Below are 19,733 nucleotides of genomic sequence, written 5' to 3'. Positions count from 1 at the left end.
ATAAAATGGCTAAGCCTATACAAAGACCCTCATACTTTCAGTCTCTTAAGCATACTTGTCTCAGGCTGTATTGGCTCCTATGCCATAGGGAATTGGCAAGCCTTACTCCTTGACGTTACAAACATTCCTCTATCTATATAGACCAGAGAAAGCCAAGTCACCTTGCTCCTCACCTCACAAGCCAAGGTTATCGAGCTGAGTCTGCGCTGACTTCCTCCGACAAAAGTTAATACCGCGCATACAACCTCAACAACAACAACAACAACAACAACAACAACAACACCAACAACAACAGCAACAACAGCAAGCAACAGCAAGCAACAGCAATAACAACGGCGAGTAACAAAACCTACACATTACCTACCCATTTCTGTCATGGAAATCACAGACAATCATCGCGTCTAAAAAATGAAATCCCAACATATCTCAATAAAATAAGGGTGATGATAGTGATTAATATGAAAAATATAGCTGCACTCATGTCATGCAGTTTAGTGACTATGGCGGCCAACGCCGCGGTTTTACCTGCCACGCAAACTGACAGTCTATGGTTCAAAACCAGTGCACAAGTCGTCGGCGATAAAACCCAGCAAACCAACAAGAGCCAAGCCAAAAATGTCATTCTTTTTGTCGGTGACGGCATGGGGGTTTCGACACTCACGGCGGCACGTATCTATCAAGGTCAGCAGATCCAAGACAATGACGGCGGTGAAGAAAACTTTCTCAGTTTCGAGAAGTTTCCTTACACGGCCCTAGTTAAAACCTATAACACCAACCAGCAGACCCCAGACTCGGCCGGCACCATGACAGCCATGGCCACAGGAGTTAAGTCTAAAGCTGGGGTGTTATCAGTCTCAGATGCCAGCCTTCGCGGTAACTGCTTATCATCTAAGGGCAACGAGTTAATTACCCTGGTCGACTTAGCCAATGCCAAGGGATTATCTACTGGCGTTATTAGCACGGCTCGTATCACACATGCGACTCCGGCTGCGACCTATGCAGCAACACCTGAGCGAAACTGGGAAGCCGACAGCCAGCTGCCGGCTGAAGCGGTAGCAAACGAGTGTAAAGACATAGCCTATCAGCTAGTGATGCGCGACGAGGCTGACGCTTTGAGTGTGGCATTGGGGGGCGGACGCCGTAATTTCATTCCTGATACTCTGACCGACGGTGAGAATAAAACCGGTCGTCGCAGTGATGGCGTGGATCTCACTCAGGCCTGGACCGAAAACTTCACTAATGCCGCCTATGTGTGGGATAAAGCAGGTTTCGATGCCATAGATACCAGCACCACAGATCATCTGCTTGGCCTGTTTAATTCATCACATATGGAATATGAGGCTGATCGTTTAGGTGATACAGCAGGTGAGCCCTCACTCACAGAGATGACTACCAAGTCCATCGAGATCCTTAACAAGAATGAGCAAGGCTACTTGCTTATCGTCGAGTCGGGCCGAATCGATCACGCTCACCATGCGGGTAATGCCCATCGTGCCCTAGTGGACACTGTTGAGTTCTCCAATGCGGTAAAAGCTGCATTTGAAAATACCAATCCCGATGACACCTTAATCATGGTAACCGCAGATCACAGCCATGTATTCACCATTGCCGGTTACCCAGAGCGTGGTAATCCCATCTTAGGTCTGGTCCATAACGTAGGTGGTGACTTAGCCATAGCGGATGATGGCAAGCCATATACAACCTTAGGCTACACCAATGGCCCCGGCGCCGTTATCGGTCAGCGTGATGACCTTTCATCGGTCGATACACAGCAGAAAGATTTTATGCAGCAGTCATTAGTGCCATTAAACAGTGAAACCCATGCGGGTGAAGATATCAGCCTTCATGCCACCGGCCCCGGCTCTCATCTGGCTCAAGGTGTTATCGAGCAAAATGTGATCTTTCATATCATCAACCAGGCGCAATCGCTTGGCGGCACTAAATACTAATCAAACAGTACTCATCAGGAGCAAATCATGAATAACAAATTTCTCGTACTGTCGATGGCAGCAATTTTAGGTTTAGCAGCGTGTGGTAGCGATAGTGACAATGGTACCAACGGCGAAAGTGGTGCCCCAGGCAATGACGGTAGCCATGGTGAAAACGGTAAGGATTGGACTGCTGTCAACCAATGGTACATAGACGGCCAACGTCGTGTGACTCAAGCCAGTGAATTAGAAGTTAATAACCAGGTCGGCGCGGCTAAGAACATTATCCTTTTCGTCGGTGACGGTATGGGGGTTTCTACTGTGACAGCGGCTCGAATATTAGAGGGTCAACTTAAAGGTAAGACGGGTGAGGAAAACTCTCTTTCCTTCGAGACCTTGCCTTATCTTGGCCTGGCTAAGACCTACAATGTCGATGGTCAGACACCTGATTCGGCCGGCACCATGACAGCCATGGTCACGGGAGTTAAAACTGATGTCGGCGTGCTTTCACAGGCAGAGGGCGTGACTCGCGGAAATTGTGCCTCGACTCAGGGACAAAACCTGATGACCTCTATCGAGCTTGCTTCTATCGCTGGCATGTCCACCGGGGTCATATCTACCGCGCGTATCACCCATGCAACTCCTGCCGCGACCTATGCTCATTCACCGGAGCGCAACTGGGAAAGTGATGCAGATTTAACGGCTGAAGCCGTGACCAAGGGCTGTAAAGATATTGCGGCTCAACTGCTGGATTACAGCTATGGCTCAGGTATCAACGTGGTGATGGGCGGTGGTCGCCGCGCATTTATCCCTAATACTATGACAGATCCTGAAGGTAAGACGGGTAAACGACTCGATGGCCGTGACTTAACATCTGAGTGGACCGCTAAATATGCCAACTCAGCTTATGTTGCCGACAGAGACAGCTTCTTAGCATTGGACCCTGCAACCACAGACCATGCCCTTGGCCTGTTTAATTCATCTCATATGGAATACGACTACGACCGTACGACAGACGGCGCAACTGGCGAGCCATCCCTAGCCGAGATGACGGCCAAGTCTATCGACATTCTCAAGAAGAATGATAAAGGCTTCGTGCTTATCATAGAAGCTGGACGTATCGACCATGCCCACCATGCTGGCAATGCGGCAAGAGCGCTACATGACACCATAGCCTTGTCTGAAGCCGTGCGCGTCGCCATGGAAAAGACCTCCAGCAAGGATACTCTACTTGTGGTTACCGCAGATCACAGCCATGTATTCACCATTGCCGGTTACCCAACCCGAGGCAACCCTATTCTAGGCTTGGTGAAGGGCAATGATTCCAGCGGTATCTCAGCTGTCACCAATTCAACCGATGCTAATGGCATGCCTTACACCACAGTAGGCTACACCAATGGCCGCGGTTATGGAGCTTTGGAAACTGGCGGTGATGAGCGCTATGGCCTGCCAATTGCGACCGGTCGTTTCGACCTCAATTATGTGGATACTCAGAACGCAGGATTCCATCAAGAAGCCTTAGTACCATTACAGTCTGAGACCCATGCTGGTGAAGATGTGGGGATTTTTGCCAGCGGACCCGGCGCACACTTAGTGCAGGGGACTGTGGAGCAAAACCATATTTTCCATGTGATAAACCACGCCGCTAACTTAGTCGCTAAAGCCGAAGCGGCTCTATAAGTTTATCAGGCCGTCTAATCTTATCCCCATCAGTATGACTTAGACGGTCTTCACTAAAACAATTAAAAGCACAGGAGTTATGATGAAGTATGCTTTGCTTAGCGCAGCCCTAGTAGTCGGTTTTGTTCACACAGTATCGGCTCATTCAACAGCGAGTCATGCCACTGCAGCTAACCTATCTACAGCGAGTCAATCGACACAAGTTCAGCCAGCCTTGAGTGTCGAGCTAGCTAACAAGGCGCAGCGGGTTTGCGACGGCGTATCACCGAGCCAGCTCAGCGCAACTTATGTGATATTCAAGGGAGATGACTCGAGTAAGTTAAGTCATGAACTGCAACTGACACGCTACCAAGATACGGTTATCTACCAGAGGTCGCCGCAAACCTTCGAGGCGTGGCGGCGCAGCGGCGAATATGTTCGCTATTTCCCAATGGATAAACGCTCTGTGAGTTATCGCCCCGGCGATCTTTTATCCCTCAATATCAGCTACGATTTAGCACAAGTCTTTCATCTCGTCTCACCAGAAATACGCTCCAAGCTTAAGCAAACCGATGATATCCAGCACACTTGCCTGACAGTTGAGAGTTTTAGTGGTAAACAAGCAGGCCAAGAGGTGAACCTGCAGTGGGCTAGATCACTCGAGCTACCCTATCGCCTCACGATTGGTGAAAGTGAGCAAGTACTCACCTATCAACTTACCCAGGTAAAGCCTGTCACACCGGCAGATTTTAAGACCTTGACGACTGGGTTCAAAGATATCGATTTTGCCGATGTGGGTGACAATGAGTCAGATCCATTTATCGCCAAGATGATCACTCAAGGTTTCATTCAACACGGTAGCTCAGGGGTTTATACCAGTGACGGTCAACTGGTATCTGGCAATGGTCATAGCGGCCACTCTCACTAACGATACGTAATGAAGCGCTAACAATAGCAATACCTAGCCTTAATATGCTTGGTATTAAGTCAGTGAAAAACAAAAAAGTCTGCTTAAGCAGACTTTTTAATGAGCAGATTACACTCTAATGAGTCACTATCAGAGCATTAAGCCAGCAAGCCTTTTAGTTTAGCAATAAAGGTATCGATATCGGCTCGGCTGATATCGGCATGGGTCACTAGCCTCAAAGTTGAGCCTGGGCTGATTAATATCCCCTGAGACTTAAGCTCAGTCGCGATATGCTGAATGTCTAGGTCTTGCTTCACCTCAGCAAACAGCATATTGGTTTGCACCAGCTTAGGATCTATCTCAAATTCATCAAGCTCAGACAAACACTCGGCTAAGTAGCGCGCGTTATCATGGTCGATAGACAGACGTTCGACTTGATCTGTGATAGCAAGTTTGGCCGCCGCGGCTAAAATACCGGCTTGGCGCATACCACCGCCAAGCATCTTGCGCCAGCGTCTGGCTTTATGAATTAAGCGCTCATCACCTAAGAGCAAGGAGCCTACCGGAGCACACAAACCTTTAGAGAGACAAATAGAAACTGAATCAAAATATTGGGTAATGTCACTGATAGCAATATTTTGCGCAACGGCCGCATTAGCGACACGAGCACCATCTAAGTGAATTTTCAGCTTGTTGTCGAATGCCAAAGTTTGCGCTTGTGCCAAATAGGCCTGGGGCAAGACCTTACCACCTATGGTGTTCTCGAGACTGAGTAATTGAGTGTGGGCAAAATGGACATCATCAGGCTTAATTGCTGCCTGAATATCAGTGAGCAAGATACTGCCGTCTGCTTGGTTAGTCAGAGGTTGAGGCTGGATGCTGCCAAGTACCGCTGCGCCGCCTCCTTCAAACTTGTAGTTATGCGCCTGCTGACCACAAATATACTCATCACCACGTTCACAATGAGCCATCAAGGCCAATAAGTTTGCTTGAGTACCCGATGAGGTGAATAAGGCAGCATCGAAGCCATACATCTCGGCGGCCATGGCCTCTAAACTGTTTACCGTAGGATCATCACCATAAACATCATCCCCTACTTCGGCATTGGCTATCGCCTCGCGCATTGCTGTCGTTGGCTTGGTTACTGTATCACTGCGAAAATCGATCATCTTAGCCCCTGTTTATGATTTCGAGTCATGAATACTACTCCCTGAACATAATCAGTTCCAGTATTTACCCACCAAATATCAAACCATTATCCCCTTAAATAAAGTCTGCAATTACCCCTCATTTAATAGTCAGATAACCAATCAAAATGCATACAAGTCATTAACAATACATCTAAACTAGAGTAAATATGAAATTGAACAAATTAGGATTACTATTACTAAACCAAATTAACAGCAATAGAAGGAATAAAGGCGATAACATTAAAATTAACAATTAGAAAAACTAATCACTAAATACAATATTAATACCTACTAGTTATGCTTTTTGTCTGGCAGAATTCGCCTCCTTTTATTCAGTATGAATCTTATTATGCAAGAAGCTCAATTTATCAGCCTACTCTGGCTCATTGGTATCATTGCCGAGGCGATGACAGGTGCCCTCTGTGCAGGCAAGAAGCAGATGGATCTCTTCGGGGTTGTTATCATAGGCTGTGCCACGGCTATCGGTGGCGGTACCTTGCGAGACATGATGTTGGGGAACTACCCCTTGATCTGGGTGGAGAATGTTCATTACCTTATCGCCATCGCATTGGCTTCATTGCTCACCGTGGTTATCGCTCCTGTGATGCGCTATCTGTCTAAGCTATTCCTAGCCATAGATGCCTTAGGTTTGGCGGTATTTTCAATTATTGGTGCTAAGAAGACACTAGCGCTTGGATTTGGCCCGGAAGTTGCCGTTGTCATGGGTCTGGTAACTGGTGTTTTTGGTGGCGTTATTCGTGACATCTTGTGTAATCAAATGCCGCTGATCTTCAAGAAAGAACTCTATGCCTTGGTCGCCCTGCTCACTGCCGCACTCTATATTAGCCTCAAGTCATACGGAATCAGTGAATGGGCTAATTTAGCCATCTGCCTACCATTTGGTTTCGGCTTAAGAATGTTAGCGATAAGGTTTCAGTGGGGCATGCCAAAATTTGATTATCAATATGGTGAGGTACATTAGGCCCTAGATTCCTAGTTCCTAGTATCTGAGGGGCATAAATGTTCCTGACACAAACACCACACCTATCCATCCATGGGGTGTGGCATAAGTGTTCCAGACACAGCGAAGATTTATACCCGTCCCTGGTAAATATTCATAAGTGTTCCAGACACAGAAAAGGTCGGCAAATGCCGACCTTTTTAAACTTTTAACTATCTAACTTTTAGCTATCTAAAGCAGCAGTCTCACTCAGTGCGCTAGCATCTGAGCGAGACCTAGGCTATCACTACTGAGTGATAGCTTAAGCGGCTGCAGAAGATGCGGCTGCCACAGGAGTCTCTTTCAAGTAAAGATCCATCTGCGGGTATGGGATAGCGATATTAGCTTCATCCAGTGCAATTTTAATCTGCTCTAGAATTTCGAAATGTGCAGGCCAGTAATCGCTGCCCTTAACCCATGGACGAACCACGAAGTTAACCGATGAATCGGCAAGCTCAGACAATGCGATAGTGAAAGCAGGATCTTTCAGTACATATTGGTTATTCTCGAGAACGCGTGTAAGTACCTTCTTAGTTTCCAGAATATTTGCATCATAAGAGACACCAATAACTAAATCGATACGACGAGTATCCATCGCAGAATAGTTAATAATTGTACCGTCCATCATGGCTGAGTTTGGCGCAATGATAAGTTTATTATCAGGTGTAAGTAGTTTAGTTGAGAAAATAGTGATCTCATTAACTGTACCCGCAATACCGGCAGCTTCAACATAATCACCGACACGACATGGGCGGAACATTACCATCAAGACGCCTGAAGCGAAGTTAGACAGTGAACCTTGTAGCGCTAGGCCTACAGCTAGACCAGCCGCACCAATAACAGCAACTAATGATGCTGTCTGTATGCCAATTTGTCCAAGTGTTGCCACTATGGTAAACACAAGTACTACTGACCAAGCCATATTTCCGACAAACGAAACAATAGTTAGATCTACATTGCGTTTGGTCATCAATTTAGTAGACAATTTCTTAGCAAGATTGGCAAAATATCTACCAATAATAAATATGCCGATTGCAAAAACAAGCTTCATGCCGTAGGTTAAGATCAGCTCAGGTGCTTGCTTGATCCAAATCTCCAATTGAGGTGCTTGCTGCATTAAACCTTCCAAGTTTTCCATTAAATACTCCCTAAAAATTCTCAAACAAATGTTTGAGTTAACAAGATTCAAATCTAACATAGAAAAAAAACTCATATAAATATGAGTCCTTAATCTGAGGTTCTATTCAAATCCAAATTCTAAACGGCTACATTAAGCCTGCTATTTCGCTAGTGATTTAGCTCCACCAAAAAATTAACCCGTCGATTCAAGGTTCTACCTCCTGGTGTATCATTGGTACCGATTGGAGAGCGAGTTCCCATCCCTCTCACGATAAAGCGCCCCGGTTCGAAACCATAATCTTCGACTAGGATACGCATAACACTTTTAGCCCTAGCCTCGGATAACCTTTGGTTAGCCTCTAAGTTTCCAATGGAGTCAGTATGTCCAATGAGACATAAATCAACGTCATTTAGCTGTAAAAACTGTTTTATTTGAGCCAGGACCTGCCATTGTGAATAGCTCACCTCAGCCTTAGCAAACTCAAAATTTAAAGTTAAATCATCGGCCTCGATACAAGTATCTGGATAAATCTGCTTATCCGTCGTGGTTAAGCATATCGGCTTAAAGAGTCGACTTTTATCACAGCCTGAAGCATCAACGAGCACATCTTTAGATGTATTCGGACAGGCATCCTTGATATCCGGCACCCCATCTTGATCTCTGTCATTCCAAGCAAATGTTGCTGGACTGATAACTAACCCAGTAAAAAATAATAAAGTAAGCCAAAACCTATTCATCGTTTGTAACCTATAGAGGCATAAGTGCCATAGTTTGTATCTAAAGCTTATATAGCTCATCAAACCCAGATGTACAATGCTAAACGATTATCCTCTCGAACGCGGTATTTTATATCCTTCTACAAATTTCGCAAACACTTAGCGCTATAAACTTTAAGCGAGTCACGAAAATCCAGTATTTTATAAAGACCGATACAGGCAGTAATCCCCACAAATACGCTAATAGACATGATTAAAAACAAGGATGTAAAGCCTAAGATATCGATTTTAAATCCATAGGAAAGCTTGATTATGATCTATTGACTCCCTCAAGCAGCCATGAGCAATCTCCACCTCTAAACTGACTGATTGACTTAAAAAACATAGATGGCAGAGACTGAATACTAAGTAATTATGCTCTTAAGCTTCACCATATATCTGATATGCGGATAATTATTATGATTACTTGAATTGGCTAGGTCTGGATTTACTTGGGTCTTCTGTGACGTCATCATGCCAGGAGGTAATAGGTAATAGGTAATAGGTAATAGGTAATAGAATACCAATCGGTCTAAAGGTGTGGTCACTCAGCGAGAGTTTGAAGACTTAGGCTGGACGGCTAACCTAGATGTCATTCAGCACTCGGGTTCTAAAAGTGAAGTCGACACAGGACAAGAAAGGTGGTTAAAGCCGAGGTTAGCACTAGTCTCTAGTGATTAAGACTAAAGAAGCCGGCTCATATAAATTCACTTCAGCTTTTAAGCAGAATGATGAAAAGAGTCTCAAGAGGTAGAACTAATCGAAGCCTCTGCATACCAATTCGCCCAAGCCGGCCTGTGAATCGATTCGACTTGAGACTGCATGCCTTCGAGGAGACGCAATAGTAGTTGGCGATCTTGGCTATTACCTGAATAAAATAGCGGATCGTAGAAGCAGCGGCGCTGAATGGGTTCCAATTGAGTATCTAGGCCCAACTCGACGCCTTCAATGCACAGAAATCTAGCTTTAGGATGTAGGTCGATAGCCTCTTTATCATTTAAAAGGTGTGCTACAGGCCCCATGAGCAAGATGAGTGCCATTCGACCAGGAGGAGTACGCTGCCACTCTTCGAGTTCACCCAATTTTACTCTTTTCAACAGAACTGACCATTCAGACAGAGTCTTTTTACAAAGAGACTCAGTTTCAACACCTTGCCCCTTGGCGTATGCGTCAAACCATTCCTTTAAAAACTGCTCCACCTTGTGCTACTCGCTTAGTGTCTGCCAAATATAGAACCTGAGAGTACCACCCTATGTAAAATTGATAAGCTCGACTTTAGTCTAATCAAGCACAAGCTTAGTGACAAATTAAGCGAAAAAAAGCAAAAAAAAACGCTCCTGCCGGAACGCCTTTCATCTTGTGCTTTCTAATAGCAATTGGTATTAGAAGCTAGTTAGTATCTAATATTGGCCGTAGCAGGAATACTAGTTAGCTTCAGGCTTAGGCGGATAATTAACTAACATCTCAGATATTGCATGATTGACCACTTCGATACGCTCCTCAGGAGTATTATGATCGCGTATGGTGTCGGCAACAGAGCCACGCCAGATAAGCTTACCCGTTTCGCGATTCACCATGTCTAAGATCAAAGTACCGACTTCATATTCACGAACCGTAGTCTGAGTATTCATGCTGCCGCTGTATCCCCATCTTGAGCCGTAATATGGGTTATAACCATAGTTAGTGCTGAAGTTATCGACGTTGATTTTTTTATCAACCTTAGTCAGATAATTAACTAAGATATCGGCTGTGGCCGCATCGGTAAGGGAGATACCCTTCGCCGCAAGTTGAATATCAACGGCAGTGCGAACACGCTGGTCCATCAAACCATCCAGGTGATATGAGGTGTCTTTAGTCTTTTTCACGATCCAAGCGTAGGTCTTAACATCGCTAAAATTTGCTGCTGGATCATAATCCGAACTCGTTTTAAGGGTGCTACAGGCACTAAGTGCCAGTGCAACCAAACCAACTATAACCTTCTTCATTTTGACTCCATCAGATATACATCTTGTAAAATTCATTCTATGATTTCAGCTTACATAGCAATTTCATGATCTACAACTCAAATTTAGTCTAAATTAGCATATCGTTCAGCTTGACTTAAGATACCAGCTTAATGATAATGATTATCAATTAAGTCTATTCGCAATCTTTAATTCTGAGTAATGGAGTCTCTTATGTTTTGGTTTATCGGTGCCTTCCTCGTCGGGAGTGCTGTCTTTCTTTTCGCTCCCAAACAAGCATCTATACAATCGGAGCAAGCTTCAAGCAGAAAGAGCCCTGGACATATCAGCCTATTTATCTTGCCCGTTATTATTTTGGCCTGGTTACTCTTTACATTAATCGACGGGCATAACAGCAACTATGGAGCGGCGGCAATAAGCTTAGTGTTAACCTCTTGTGCCGTTGCTCATCCAAAATTTCATAAATTTATTATCCCTTGCGCCTCTGTCACCGCGGTTTCACTGCTTGCTGGCATCATTCTGGCTAGCTAGTCACTTGCATAAAAGCCATATCCCTCCCCCAAATATATGATAATGATTTAGCTAGCCTTCTTAGGCTCAGCCATGTCCAATTCTAGGTAAACCTCAAAGACTTAATAAGTTATAAAGCTGCCATAAAATTATTCAGTTTGTTAAACTCTAATTATCATCAGTTATTTAATAGTCGCCCATGAGAAAAGATCCAAACGTATCCCTGGTCTATAGCACAGATGTAGGCCGCATATCTCCCGAAGCTGAGATCAAAGACATCCCCACTGGAGATGGCATAGTTCGTATCCATAAAGACAGTAAAGGGCGCAAAGGCAAAGGGGTTTCTGTTATCAAGGGCTTGAGCTTAAATGAGAAAGACCTAAAAGCCTTGGCACAGAAAATAAAGAAACAGTGCGGCTGTGGTGGTACGGTGAAAGAATTCAATATTGAAGTCCAAACCGACAACAGAGAGCTGCTCAAGACATTACTGGAAAAGCTCAATTATACGGTTAAGCTAGCCGGCGGTTAGCAGACTATATAGTCCAGATATTATAGTCCAGATATACAAGGCTAGTTGTTTATCTCTATCCCTCTTCCGTGGAGCCTATGAATGGAAAGTTTACAAAACCACTTCTTAATTGCCATGCCATCACTCGAAGACACCTTTTTCGAGCGTGCGGTGATCTATGTTTGTGAGCATGATATGAAGGGCGCTATGGGGATCATGATCAATAGACCCTTGGGCATTGAAGTCGATGAGTTGCTGCAACAGATGGAACTCGATGATGACCCAGAACTCGTCTCCTCCCTTGCCGCCAAAGTCCTGATCGGCGGTCCAGTGAATCCCGAGCGAGGATTTGTCCTGCACACACCACAAGACATTTGGAACAATAGCCAATCGCTGACTGATGAGTTAATGCTAACGACCTCCAGAGATGTGTTATCGGCCCTAGGCAGTAAAGATGCTCCTAAACAATTTATCGTCGCTTTAGGCTATGCGGGCTGGAGCCGAGATCAACTGGAGCAAGAGCTAGCAGATAATATCTGGCTCTCAATCCCTGCAAGTACTGAGCTACTCTTCGATGTTGAGCATGAGGAGCGTTGGCAAAAAGCGACAGAATCTTTAGGCTTCGATATATGGCAACTGTCTAATCAATCAGGACATGCGTAGACTCATCTGAGTCTGAATTATTCACATAATAAATAAGAAATACTTCATGAGTTCAATTACTGTTTTAGGCTTTGATTACGGCACTAAAAGCATTGGCATCGCCATAGGTCAATCACTCACAGGCACAGCCAATCCTATTGGTTCAATAAAAGCTGTCGATGGTATCCCTAAATGGGAAGAGATTGGCATGCTTATCGAGGAGTGGCAGCCTGATATGGTCGTCGTTGGCCTACCTTTGAATATGGATGGCACCGAGCAAGAGATAACCCAGAGAGCGAAGAAGTTTGCCAATCGCATCAAGGGTAGATTCGGTGTAAAGATAGCGACCCAAGATGAGCGTCTAACGACCGCCGATGCCAAGGCTAGACTGTTTGAACTCGGTGGGTATAAGGCCTTAACTAAGGGACAGGTCGATGCCATGTCGGCAGTCTTGATCATAGAAAGCTATTTCGAAACTATGTACGACTAGCCTTTTATTGAGGCTCTATAAAGTCACAGAATCATAAAATAACGCCAGTCTTGATCATAGAAAGCTATTTCGAAACTATGTACGACTAGTCTTTTTATTCAGGCGCTATAAAGCCACAGAATAATAAAATAACGCCAGTCTTGATCATAGAAAGCTTTTTCGAAACTATGTACGACTAGTCTTTTTATTCAGGCGCTATAAAGCCACAGAATAATAAAATAACGGCCAGTGAAGTCATCTCCACTGGCCGTTATTTTTTCAAAGTTATAATTCAAAGTTATAGTTCAAAGCTATAGTTCAAAGTTATAGTTCAAAGTTATAGTTCAAAGTTATAGTTCAAAGTTATAGTTCAAAATTATGACTCAAGGCTATGATGCTAATCCTAGACGTTAGACATTTAGAAATAGAGGCCGATATTGATGTTCAGGCGTGAACTCCATTCAGTCTCCCCCTGGGAAATGCCAACACCAGGCCCATTGATAAACCACATGTTGTTACCGGCAATCCAATCCACATAAGAGTAAAACTTTCCAGCTGTGATGGCGCAACCGGTCACATTCTGAATCGAATCCTCTAAGCCTTTACCCGATGCGAACACCTGACTAAAATCGTTATAACAATTAAGATTGCTAATCGGTCCCCATTCCACATCTATGCTACGAGAGAAGTTCAAGGTAAGCACATCAGCCGATGAGGCTATCTCAAACGGATAGGCGAAGGCCGACAAGGCGATACGCTCCCTATCAGGCATATCGTACTCATAATACATGTACTGCAACTGCCCTTGCCATTTAGCCCAGTCGACTTGCCAGTGAAAAGATGCCGCATATCCATCTGTATCTTCACCCGCTACCTGAGAATTTACTGTGTGCAAATAATCTAACTTGGAATATTGTAAAGAAGCGCCAATCTTGTGTTTGATGTTATCCGTCGTTAAGTCTCGCTCGATACGAGCATTGAGCTGCCCCGACTCTTCATAGGGAGAATCTTGGGTATTAGCGACATCGAAGGAATATCTGTCGTATCTGGCGCCATCTGCATATTCATCATTGAAGAAATAAGCGAGATCTAAACGCCAAGTGTTATCGGCATATTTCCAGTGTATGCCCGCGTCATAGTCATCTTCGAAGCCGAGATAATAGTTAGCACTAAACCAAAATGAATGGGCACCGTAAGGAAGCAAGCCAAAAGGAACCTGAGTCACTCCAATCTGAATACTCTGCTCTTCATTGAACTTGTAGCCCGCATAGGCGTGATGAATGACGTCAATATCCTCGTACCAACGATACTGAGCCGAGGCAAAAAGACCATCATCCTTATAATTAACATCGACGCGAAACAGCTCAAACTCCAACTTGGAATCGTTGGCGTAATCCTTCCAGCCATAATTCACCCGTATGGCTCCACCGAGATCCAGCTCATCGGTCACTTTGACCGCATTCGCTGAAAATGCAACCAAGATGGATAAACACATTACTACTAATCCTTTAAGCACAATCATGACACTCCTATGTCTTTAGTATGAAAACTATTCTCCAAGTTTAATCAGAGAATGATAATTTCGCGAACCTGTATTCAATAAAATAAAAAAGGCCAGAGAATAAACGCTCTGACCTCCTTGAGAGTCCATTAAATGGACTCTCGTATAGATGACTGATTCAGCTAGATGATTAATCACTAATCTAAATCCAGTGTCACTCCTTCCATAAAGCCTGAACCCGATTGCTCTGAGCTCTGCAGCTTAATCATCAACCTTAAATCGTTTGGAGAATCCGCATGATGTAAGGCATCGGCATAACTAATCTCATTAGAAGTATATAGCGTCAACAAGGCCTGATCGAAGGTCTGCATCCCTTGCTCATTAGACTTAGCCATGGTCTCCTTGAGCGAATGCAGCTCATTTTTAGCGATCAAGCTACTAATACGAGGCGTATTAATCAGAATCTCAATGGCCGCACGTCGCCCTTTACCGTCCATGGTCGGCACTAACTGTTGAGCTACAATTCCCCTTAAGTTTAACGAAAGGTCGAATAGTAGCTGCTGATGCTTACTCTCCGGCACTAAGTTCATGATACGGTCCAACGCCTGGTTAGCATTGTTTGCGTGCAAGGTCGCCATACATAGGTGACCCGTTTCGGCAAACGCTAGGGCAAACTCCATGGTCTCTTGAGTTCGAATTTCACCGATTAAGATCACATCAGGCGCTTGGCGTAATGAACTTTTAAGCGCGGCATCGAATGACTCGGTATCTATGCCCACTTCTCGCTGGGTAATGATACATTTTCTGTGCTCGTGAACAAATTCAACCGGATCTTCGATAGTTAAAATATGGCCACGAGAGTTAGCATTTCGATAGCCCACCAGTGCAGCCAAGGATGTTGACTTACCCGTACCGGTTCCGCCTACCATGATGATGAGTCCACGTTTGCTCATCACCAGATCTTTGAGGATCACTGGCAATTTTAGATCATCGACATCGGGGATCTGAGTCTCGATACGACGCATGACACAACCCGATGCTTCTCTCTGCCAAAAGGCACTGACACGAAAACGTCCCAAATCCGGCAAGGCAAATGCAAAATTACACTCACGAGTCTGATGAAACTCCTTCTTCTGCTCATCGCTCATCAAGGACTCGACAAAATCCAGTGACTGAGCCGGAGAGAATGAGGTTTCACTCAATGGTGTGAGCTCACCATCTATTTTGGCACTCGGGGGGAAACCCGCAGTAATAAATAGATCCGAGGCCTTGCGGTCTATCATAGTTTTTAAGAAAGGACGAACATCCATAATAAAACCTTAGCGATTAACCATTAAAATTTTGTCTGCTTATTGGCACTCTTGTGCTGAGCATCTTCACGACTGATCTGACCCCGGTTGACCAAGGTCTGCAGGCATTGATCTAATGTCTGCATGCCATGAGACATACCTGTCTGAATCGCAGAATACATCTGCGCCACTTTATCCTCACGGATAAGGTTCCTGATCGCCGGTGTTCCCATCATGATCTCATGGGCCGCCACTCGCCCTCCTCCCACTTTTTTAATTAGGGTCTGCGATATTACCGCCTGTAACGATTCAGATAGCATGGTTCTAACCATGCCCTTCTCGCCTTCGGGGAAAACATCGACCACACGGTCAATTGTTTTTGCCGCTGAGGTGGTGTGTAGAGTACCGAAAACCAAGTGACCGGTCTCAGCTGCTGTCATCGCCAGCCTGATGGTTTCAAGATCTCGCATCTCACCCACCAAGATAACATCGGGATCTTCACGCAGCGCGCTTCGTAAAGCCGCATTAAAACTGTGAGTATGACGGTGAACCTCACGCTGGTTTATCAGACATTGCTTACTCTGATGCACAAATTCGATAGGGTCTTCGATGGTGAGAATGTGTTCGTGACGACTCTCGTTGATATAATCAACCATGGCCGCCAATGTGGTACTCTTTCCCGAGCCTGTAGGACCGGTTACCAAGACTAAGCCACGTGGGAAGCTGGATATTTTCTTGAAGATCTCCGGTGCGCCAAGCTGCTCTAAACTCAGAATATCACTGGGAATGGTACGAAATACCGCCGCGGCTCCTCGTGCCTGATTGAAAGCGTTGACTCGAAAACGCGCTAAATTTGGTACCTCGAAGGAAAAATCTATCTCTAAATGCTCTTCGTAATCTTTACGCTGCTTATCATTCATGATGTCATAGACGAGTCCATGCACCCCTTGATGATCTAAAGCGGGTAAATTGATCTTTCTGACTTCGCCATCAACACGTATCATAGGCGAAACGCCCGCTGAAAGGTGTAGATCTGACGCTTTGTGCTTTACACTAAAGGCAAGTAACTCTGTGATTTCCATAGTATGGGATATCCATTCAACCAAAAAACTTACATCATGACAACAATAGCAGACAGACTGGCTAACGCCCAGCATCGAATCGAACAAGCGGCGCAAATTTCTTCACGAAATGCCAATGAAATTCAATTACTAGCAGTAAGTAAAACTAAACCGAATTCGGATATCTTAGCCGCCTATACGGCAGGCCAAAGACGATTTGGTGAAAACTATGTACAGGAAGGTGAGTCTAAGGTTAACGCCCTGAAGGACTGCTGCCCCGAAATAGAATGGCACTTCATCGGCCCCTTACAATCAAATAAGACTAAAATCATCGCCAGCCACTTCCATTGGATGCACACGGTTTCTCGTGAAAAGATAGCATCTAGGCTTAACGAGCAACGTCCAAAAGAGATGCCACCACTGAACATCTGCATCCAAATCAATATCAGTGGCGAAGCCAGTAAATCCGGCGCAACACCGGAGGAACTTGAATCACTGGCGAGTAAAATCGAGCAGATGCCCAATTTAATCCTCCGGGGTTTGATGGCCATCCCCACCGCGACATCGGATAAACAGTTACAAACAGATGAGTTCCAACAGCTACAAACTTTATATCAAGAACTCAAATCACTTTATCCCCGAGTGGATACGCTTTCCATGGGGATGAGCAATGATTTAGAACAGGCCATTGCACAAGGTTCAACCATGGTTAGAATTGGTAGTGCAATTTTCGGTGAAAGAGACAAGCCCTAACCAATAGCCTTGTTTTAACAGTACTAAGCCCAAATGTTAGTCATAACTGACTAACAACGAATTCATGACAATATTTTTGTCATCTGAAATAACGGCCTCAACGGAAGAGGCACAAATATAGAAAATTATGAGAAGTATCATGGCTGAAAAAAAATTATGCTTTATCGGTGCGGGTAATATGACTCGCAGCATCGCTACCGGACTTGTCAACAACGGCTACCCAGCCTCATTGATACATGCCACTAACCCTAGTGCACCTAAGTTAGCTGGGTTACAAAAATCACTGAATATCGCCACATCTCATGATAATTTAGCCGCTGCGAAACAGGCTGATGTTATCGTACTCAGTGTCAAACCACACTTTATGCAAGAGGTTTGCGAGCAGTTAAGTACTTTAGACCTGAGCAAAAAACTCATCATCACCATAGCAGCGGGTATTCCAGCTAAACGTTATGGCGATTATTTTGGACAAGAGATAAAACTTATTCGTACTATGCCTAATACGCCGACTCAAATAGGGGTTGGCATGACAGGCTTATATGCAGGGGATGAAATATCATCTGAGCAAAAAGCCCTCTGTGAAAAATTGATGTTGAGCGGCGGCGAAGTCGTTTGGGTTGACAGTGAGTCCGAGCTCGATCAGGTTATCGCATTATCCGGTAGCTCGCCGGCCTATTTTTTCCTCTTCATGGAAGCTATGATCGACAATGCTAAAGCATCGGGAATGGATGAAGAGAAAGCAAGGCAACTGGTTCAGCAAGCGGCATTAGGCGCGGCGCAAATGGTCAAGCAAAATCCAGAATTGACCACGGCTCAACTGAGAGCCAATGTAACCTCCAAGGGTGGCACTACGGCTCAAGCTGTCGCCGCTCTCGAAGCCGGTAACTTAAGGGGCATAGTCAAACAAGCCATGGATGATTGTGTGGCCCGAGCTCAAGAGATGGCCAAGCAATATTAAAGCTCTTAAGCCAAGCAGTTAAAGCGACATTAAACCCTATATGAATTTTGATTCAATATAAAATAGAGAAAATACATGAATGCACTCAGTTTCTTAGTTAACACAGTTTTCGACCTGTATCTGATGATTGTGATTATTCGCATCTGGCTTCAGCTCGCTAAAGCAGACTTCTATAACCCCTTTAGTCAGTTTATCGTCAAGGCCACACACCCAATTGTAGCCCCTATGCGTCGTGTCTTACCTTCCATGGGAGGTTTAGATACAGCCTCACTAGTATTGGCTTTTATGGTTGTAGTGGCAAAATTTGTGGTTTTGAGCCTAATCGCTGGCGCCGCAATTAATTTACCTACAATCTTATTAATATCTTTGGTTTCAGTATTTAAGCAGGCAGGTGTCTTGCTGTTCTGGATGTTGATTATCCGTGCTGTCTTAAGCTGGGTTAGCCAAGGCCATAACCCAATAGAAATGGTTATGGGTCAATTAACTGAACCACTACTGTCACCAATTCGCCGCATGCTTCCCCAGATGGGTGGCTTAGATCTCTCTTTATTGGTGATGATGATCATTCTCAATTTTGTCAACATGCTCTTAGCTCAATATGTACCATTTTGGGCTAACGTCTAGGCCATGATGCTGCCTGTATCTATGCAGCAGGACTCCCTGCTGCTAAACCTTTATATCCAGCCTAAGGCCAGCCGAGATAAAATTATCGGCGTCCACGGTAATGAGCTTAAAATAGCCATAACAGCGCCGCCTGTAGATGGAAAAGCCAATGCTCACCTAACCAAGTTTCTCTCAAAGGCGTTTAAAGTCCCTAAGGGAGACATAATTATTCACAAAGGAGAGTTAGGTCGACATAAGCAAGTAGAAATATTAACGCCTAGAGTTATCCCAGAGCAAATAGCAGATCTACTCGATACTAGAAGCTGTTAAGCTGCCTAAGTGATAGAAAAATGCAGCCATTAAATTTTGTAAATGGATAAATAGAACGAAGCGAGCCATAGGCTAAACACCTATACTCAAATATATGATAACCATAACAGTTACCGCTAATAGTCAGTTCATTACCGCAGGAGCAGCCTCATGTTTAGAGCAATTTTATCTGTACTCATACTTACCTTAGTCTTCGTTGGCAACGTGTCAGCAGAGCAGAAACAGAAAGTTGGCAACTATGATATTCACTACGTGGCCCTAAGCAGTACATTTTTAACCCCTAGCATAGCTAAGTCCTATGGCATCAAGCGCAGTAGCTATATAGGCATAGTCAACATTTCGGTGCTAGACACTAGCCAAGAAGGCAATCCACCAGTATCTGTTGAGATTTCAGGAATTGCCAACAATCTACTCGACGCTCGAATAGACCTGAAATTTAGAGAGATCCGTGAAGGCAAGGCTATCTATTATATTGCCGAAGTCCCCTTTCGAGATGATCAGGAGATAAATTTCCTGGTCGCCATAAAATATGGCAAGAAACTTCATACCCAATTGAAGTTTAAACAAAAGTTTTATGTCGAGTGAT

General features: G+C 44.6%; 21 protein-coding genes. 13 read left to right on the top strand and 8 right to left on the bottom strand.

Going from position 1 to position 19,733, the window contains the following annotated elements:
• Positions 1 to 443: 443 nt before the first annotated feature.
• The 3 genes from SVI_RS04985 (at position 444) to SVI_RS04975 (ending at position 4,515) form a co-directional block, all read left to right on the top strand.
• On the top strand, positions 444 to 1,949 hold the full coding sequence (locus SVI_RS04985) for an alkaline phosphatase (RefSeq protein ID WP_041419702.1): 1,506 nt from the start codon (positions 444 to 446) through the stop codon (positions 1,947 to 1,949).
• Positions 1,950 to 1,976: 27 nt separating this feature from the next.
• Entirely contained in the window at positions 1,977 to 3,608 is a 1,632-nt protein-coding gene (locus tag SVI_RS04980) for an alkaline phosphatase (protein WP_013050341.1), read from the top strand.
• 79 nt (positions 3,609 to 3,687) lie between these two features.
• Positions 3,688 to 4,515, top strand: a complete 828-nt coding sequence (locus SVI_RS04975) for a hypothetical protein (RefSeq protein WP_013050340.1) — start codon at positions 3,688 to 3,690, stop codon at positions 4,513 to 4,515.
• Positions 4,516 to 4,652: 137 nt separating this feature from the next.
• Here SVI_RS04975 and ltaE read toward each other — a convergent pair whose 3' ends face one another.
• Positions 4,653 to 5,663, bottom strand: a complete 1,011-nt coding sequence (ltaE, locus tag SVI_RS04970; RefSeq protein WP_013050339.1) for a low-specificity L-threonine aldolase — start codon at positions 5,661 to 5,663, stop codon at positions 4,653 to 4,655.
• 370 nt (positions 5,664 to 6,033) lie between these two features.
• On the opposite strand from ltaE, the gene SVI_RS04965 reads away from it, so the two are divergent.
• Positions 6,034 to 6,666, top strand: coding sequence for a trimeric intracellular cation channel family protein (locus SVI_RS04965; protein ID WP_013050338.1), 633 nt, complete (start codon positions 6,034 to 6,036; stop codon positions 6,664 to 6,666).
• Positions 6,667 to 6,946: 280 nt separating this feature from the next.
• On the opposite strand, the gene SVI_RS04960 is transcribed toward SVI_RS04965, so the two are convergent.
• The 4 genes from SVI_RS04960 to SVI_RS04945 form a co-directional block, all read right to left on the bottom strand.
• Positions 6,947 to 7,822, bottom strand: coding sequence for a mechanosensitive ion channel family protein (locus SVI_RS04960; protein ID WP_041419700.1), 876 nt, complete (start codon positions 7,820 to 7,822; stop codon positions 6,947 to 6,949).
• Positions 7,823 to 7,971: 149 nt separating this feature from the next.
• A complete protein-coding gene (locus tag SVI_RS04955) occupies positions 7,972 to 8,541 on the bottom strand; it encodes an OmpA family protein (RefSeq protein WP_041419699.1) in 570 nt (189 codons plus the stop codon).
• Positions 8,542 to 9,302: 761 nt separating this feature from the next.
• Positions 9,303 to 9,758, bottom strand: coding sequence for a DUF924 family protein (locus tag SVI_RS04950; RefSeq protein WP_013050334.1), 456 nt, complete (start codon positions 9,756 to 9,758; stop codon positions 9,303 to 9,305).
• A gap of 225 nt (positions 9,759 to 9,983) precedes the next feature.
• Positions 9,984 to 10,544, bottom strand: coding sequence for a DUF4136 domain-containing protein (locus tag SVI_RS04945; RefSeq protein ID WP_041419698.1), 561 nt, complete (start codon positions 10,542 to 10,544; stop codon positions 9,984 to 9,986).
• A gap of 192 nt (positions 10,545 to 10,736) precedes the next feature.
• Here SVI_RS04945 and SVI_RS04940 point away from each other — a divergent pair, with 192 nt between their 5' ends.
• The 4 genes from SVI_RS04940 (at position 10,737) to ruvX (ending at position 12,673) form a co-directional block, all read left to right on the top strand.
• Entirely contained in the window at positions 10,737 to 11,054 is a 318-nt protein-coding gene (locus tag SVI_RS04940) for a hypothetical protein (protein ID WP_013050332.1), read from the top strand.
• A gap of 178 nt (positions 11,055 to 11,232) precedes the next feature.
• The gene (gene yciH / locus SVI_RS04935) at positions 11,233 to 11,562 is read left to right on the top strand and encodes a stress response translation initiation inhibitor YciH (protein ID WP_013050331.1); all 330 of its coding nucleotides are present in this window, start codon (positions 11,233 to 11,235) and stop codon (positions 11,560 to 11,562) included.
• Positions 11,563 to 11,643: 81 nt separating this feature from the next.
• Positions 11,644 to 12,204 carry a YqgE/AlgH family protein gene (locus SVI_RS04930; protein ID WP_013050330.1) on the top strand — a complete coding sequence of 187 codons (561 nt, stop codon included), beginning with the start codon at positions 11,644 to 11,646 and terminating at the stop codon, positions 12,202 to 12,204.
• Between the two features lie 46 nt (positions 12,205 to 12,250).
• Positions 12,251 to 12,673, top strand: a complete 423-nt coding sequence (ruvX, locus tag SVI_RS04925) for a Holliday junction resolvase RuvX (RefSeq protein ID WP_013050329.1) — start codon at positions 12,251 to 12,253, stop codon at positions 12,671 to 12,673.
• 397 nt (positions 12,674 to 13,070) lie between these two features.
• On the opposite strand, the gene SVI_RS04920 is transcribed toward ruvX, so the two are convergent.
• The 3 genes from SVI_RS04920 to SVI_RS04910 all read right to left on the bottom strand — a co-directional run bounded on the left by SVI_RS04920 (position 13,071) and on the right by SVI_RS04910 (position 16,524).
• On the bottom strand, positions 13,071 to 14,147 hold the full coding sequence (locus SVI_RS04920) for a porin (protein ID WP_231847772.1): 1,077 nt from the start codon (positions 14,145 to 14,147) through the stop codon (positions 13,071 to 13,073).
• 203 nt (positions 14,148 to 14,350) lie between these two features.
• Positions 14,351 to 15,463: a PilT/PilU family type 4a pilus ATPase gene (locus tag SVI_RS04915; protein ID WP_013050327.1), complete on the bottom strand. Its 1,113-nt coding sequence runs from the start codon at positions 15,461 to 15,463 to the stop codon at positions 14,351 to 14,353.
• 23 nt (positions 15,464 to 15,486) lie between these two features.
• Positions 15,487 to 16,524, bottom strand: a complete 1,038-nt coding sequence (locus SVI_RS04910) for a type IV pilus twitching motility protein PilT (protein ID WP_013050326.1) — start codon at positions 16,522 to 16,524, stop codon at positions 15,487 to 15,489.
• A gap of 36 nt (positions 16,525 to 16,560) precedes the next feature.
• Here SVI_RS04910 and SVI_RS04905 point away from each other — a divergent pair, with 36 nt between their 5' ends.
• The 5 genes from SVI_RS04905 (at position 16,561) to SVI_RS04885 (ending at position 19,732) form a co-directional block, all read left to right on the top strand.
• Entirely contained in the window at positions 16,561 to 17,256 is a 696-nt protein-coding gene (locus SVI_RS04905) for a YggS family pyridoxal phosphate-dependent enzyme (RefSeq protein ID WP_013050325.1), read from the top strand.
• A gap of 139 nt (positions 17,257 to 17,395) precedes the next feature.
• Positions 17,396 to 18,214: a pyrroline-5-carboxylate reductase gene (proC, locus tag SVI_RS04900; protein ID WP_013050324.1), complete on the top strand. Its 819-nt coding sequence runs from the start codon at positions 17,396 to 17,398 to the stop codon at positions 18,212 to 18,214.
• Between the two features lie 75 nt (positions 18,215 to 18,289).
• Positions 18,290 to 18,838, top strand: a complete 549-nt coding sequence (locus tag SVI_RS04895; protein ID WP_013050323.1) for a YggT family protein — start codon at positions 18,290 to 18,292, stop codon at positions 18,836 to 18,838.
• Between the two features lie 6 nt (positions 18,839 to 18,844).
• Positions 18,845 to 19,147, top strand: coding sequence for a DUF167 family protein YggU (gene yggU / locus SVI_RS04890; protein ID WP_013050322.1), 303 nt, complete (start codon positions 18,845 to 18,847; stop codon positions 19,145 to 19,147).
• A 150-nt stretch (positions 19,148 to 19,297) separates the two neighbouring features.
• The gene (locus SVI_RS04885; RefSeq protein ID WP_013050321.1) at positions 19,298 to 19,732 is read left to right on the top strand and encodes a DUF4426 domain-containing protein; all 435 of its coding nucleotides are present in this window, start codon (positions 19,298 to 19,300) and stop codon (positions 19,730 to 19,732) included.
• The last annotated feature ends 1 nt before the right edge of the window (position 19,733 follow it).

The sequence above is a fragment of the Shewanella violacea DSS12 genome, from assembly GCF_000091325.1.
GTDB classification, from domain to species: Bacteria; Pseudomonadota; Gammaproteobacteria; order Enterobacterales; family Shewanellaceae; genus Shewanella; species Shewanella violacea.
The sequence above is the reverse complement of the archived record's forward strand: the minus strand, read 5'-3'. Positions and strand labels throughout refer to the sequence as shown.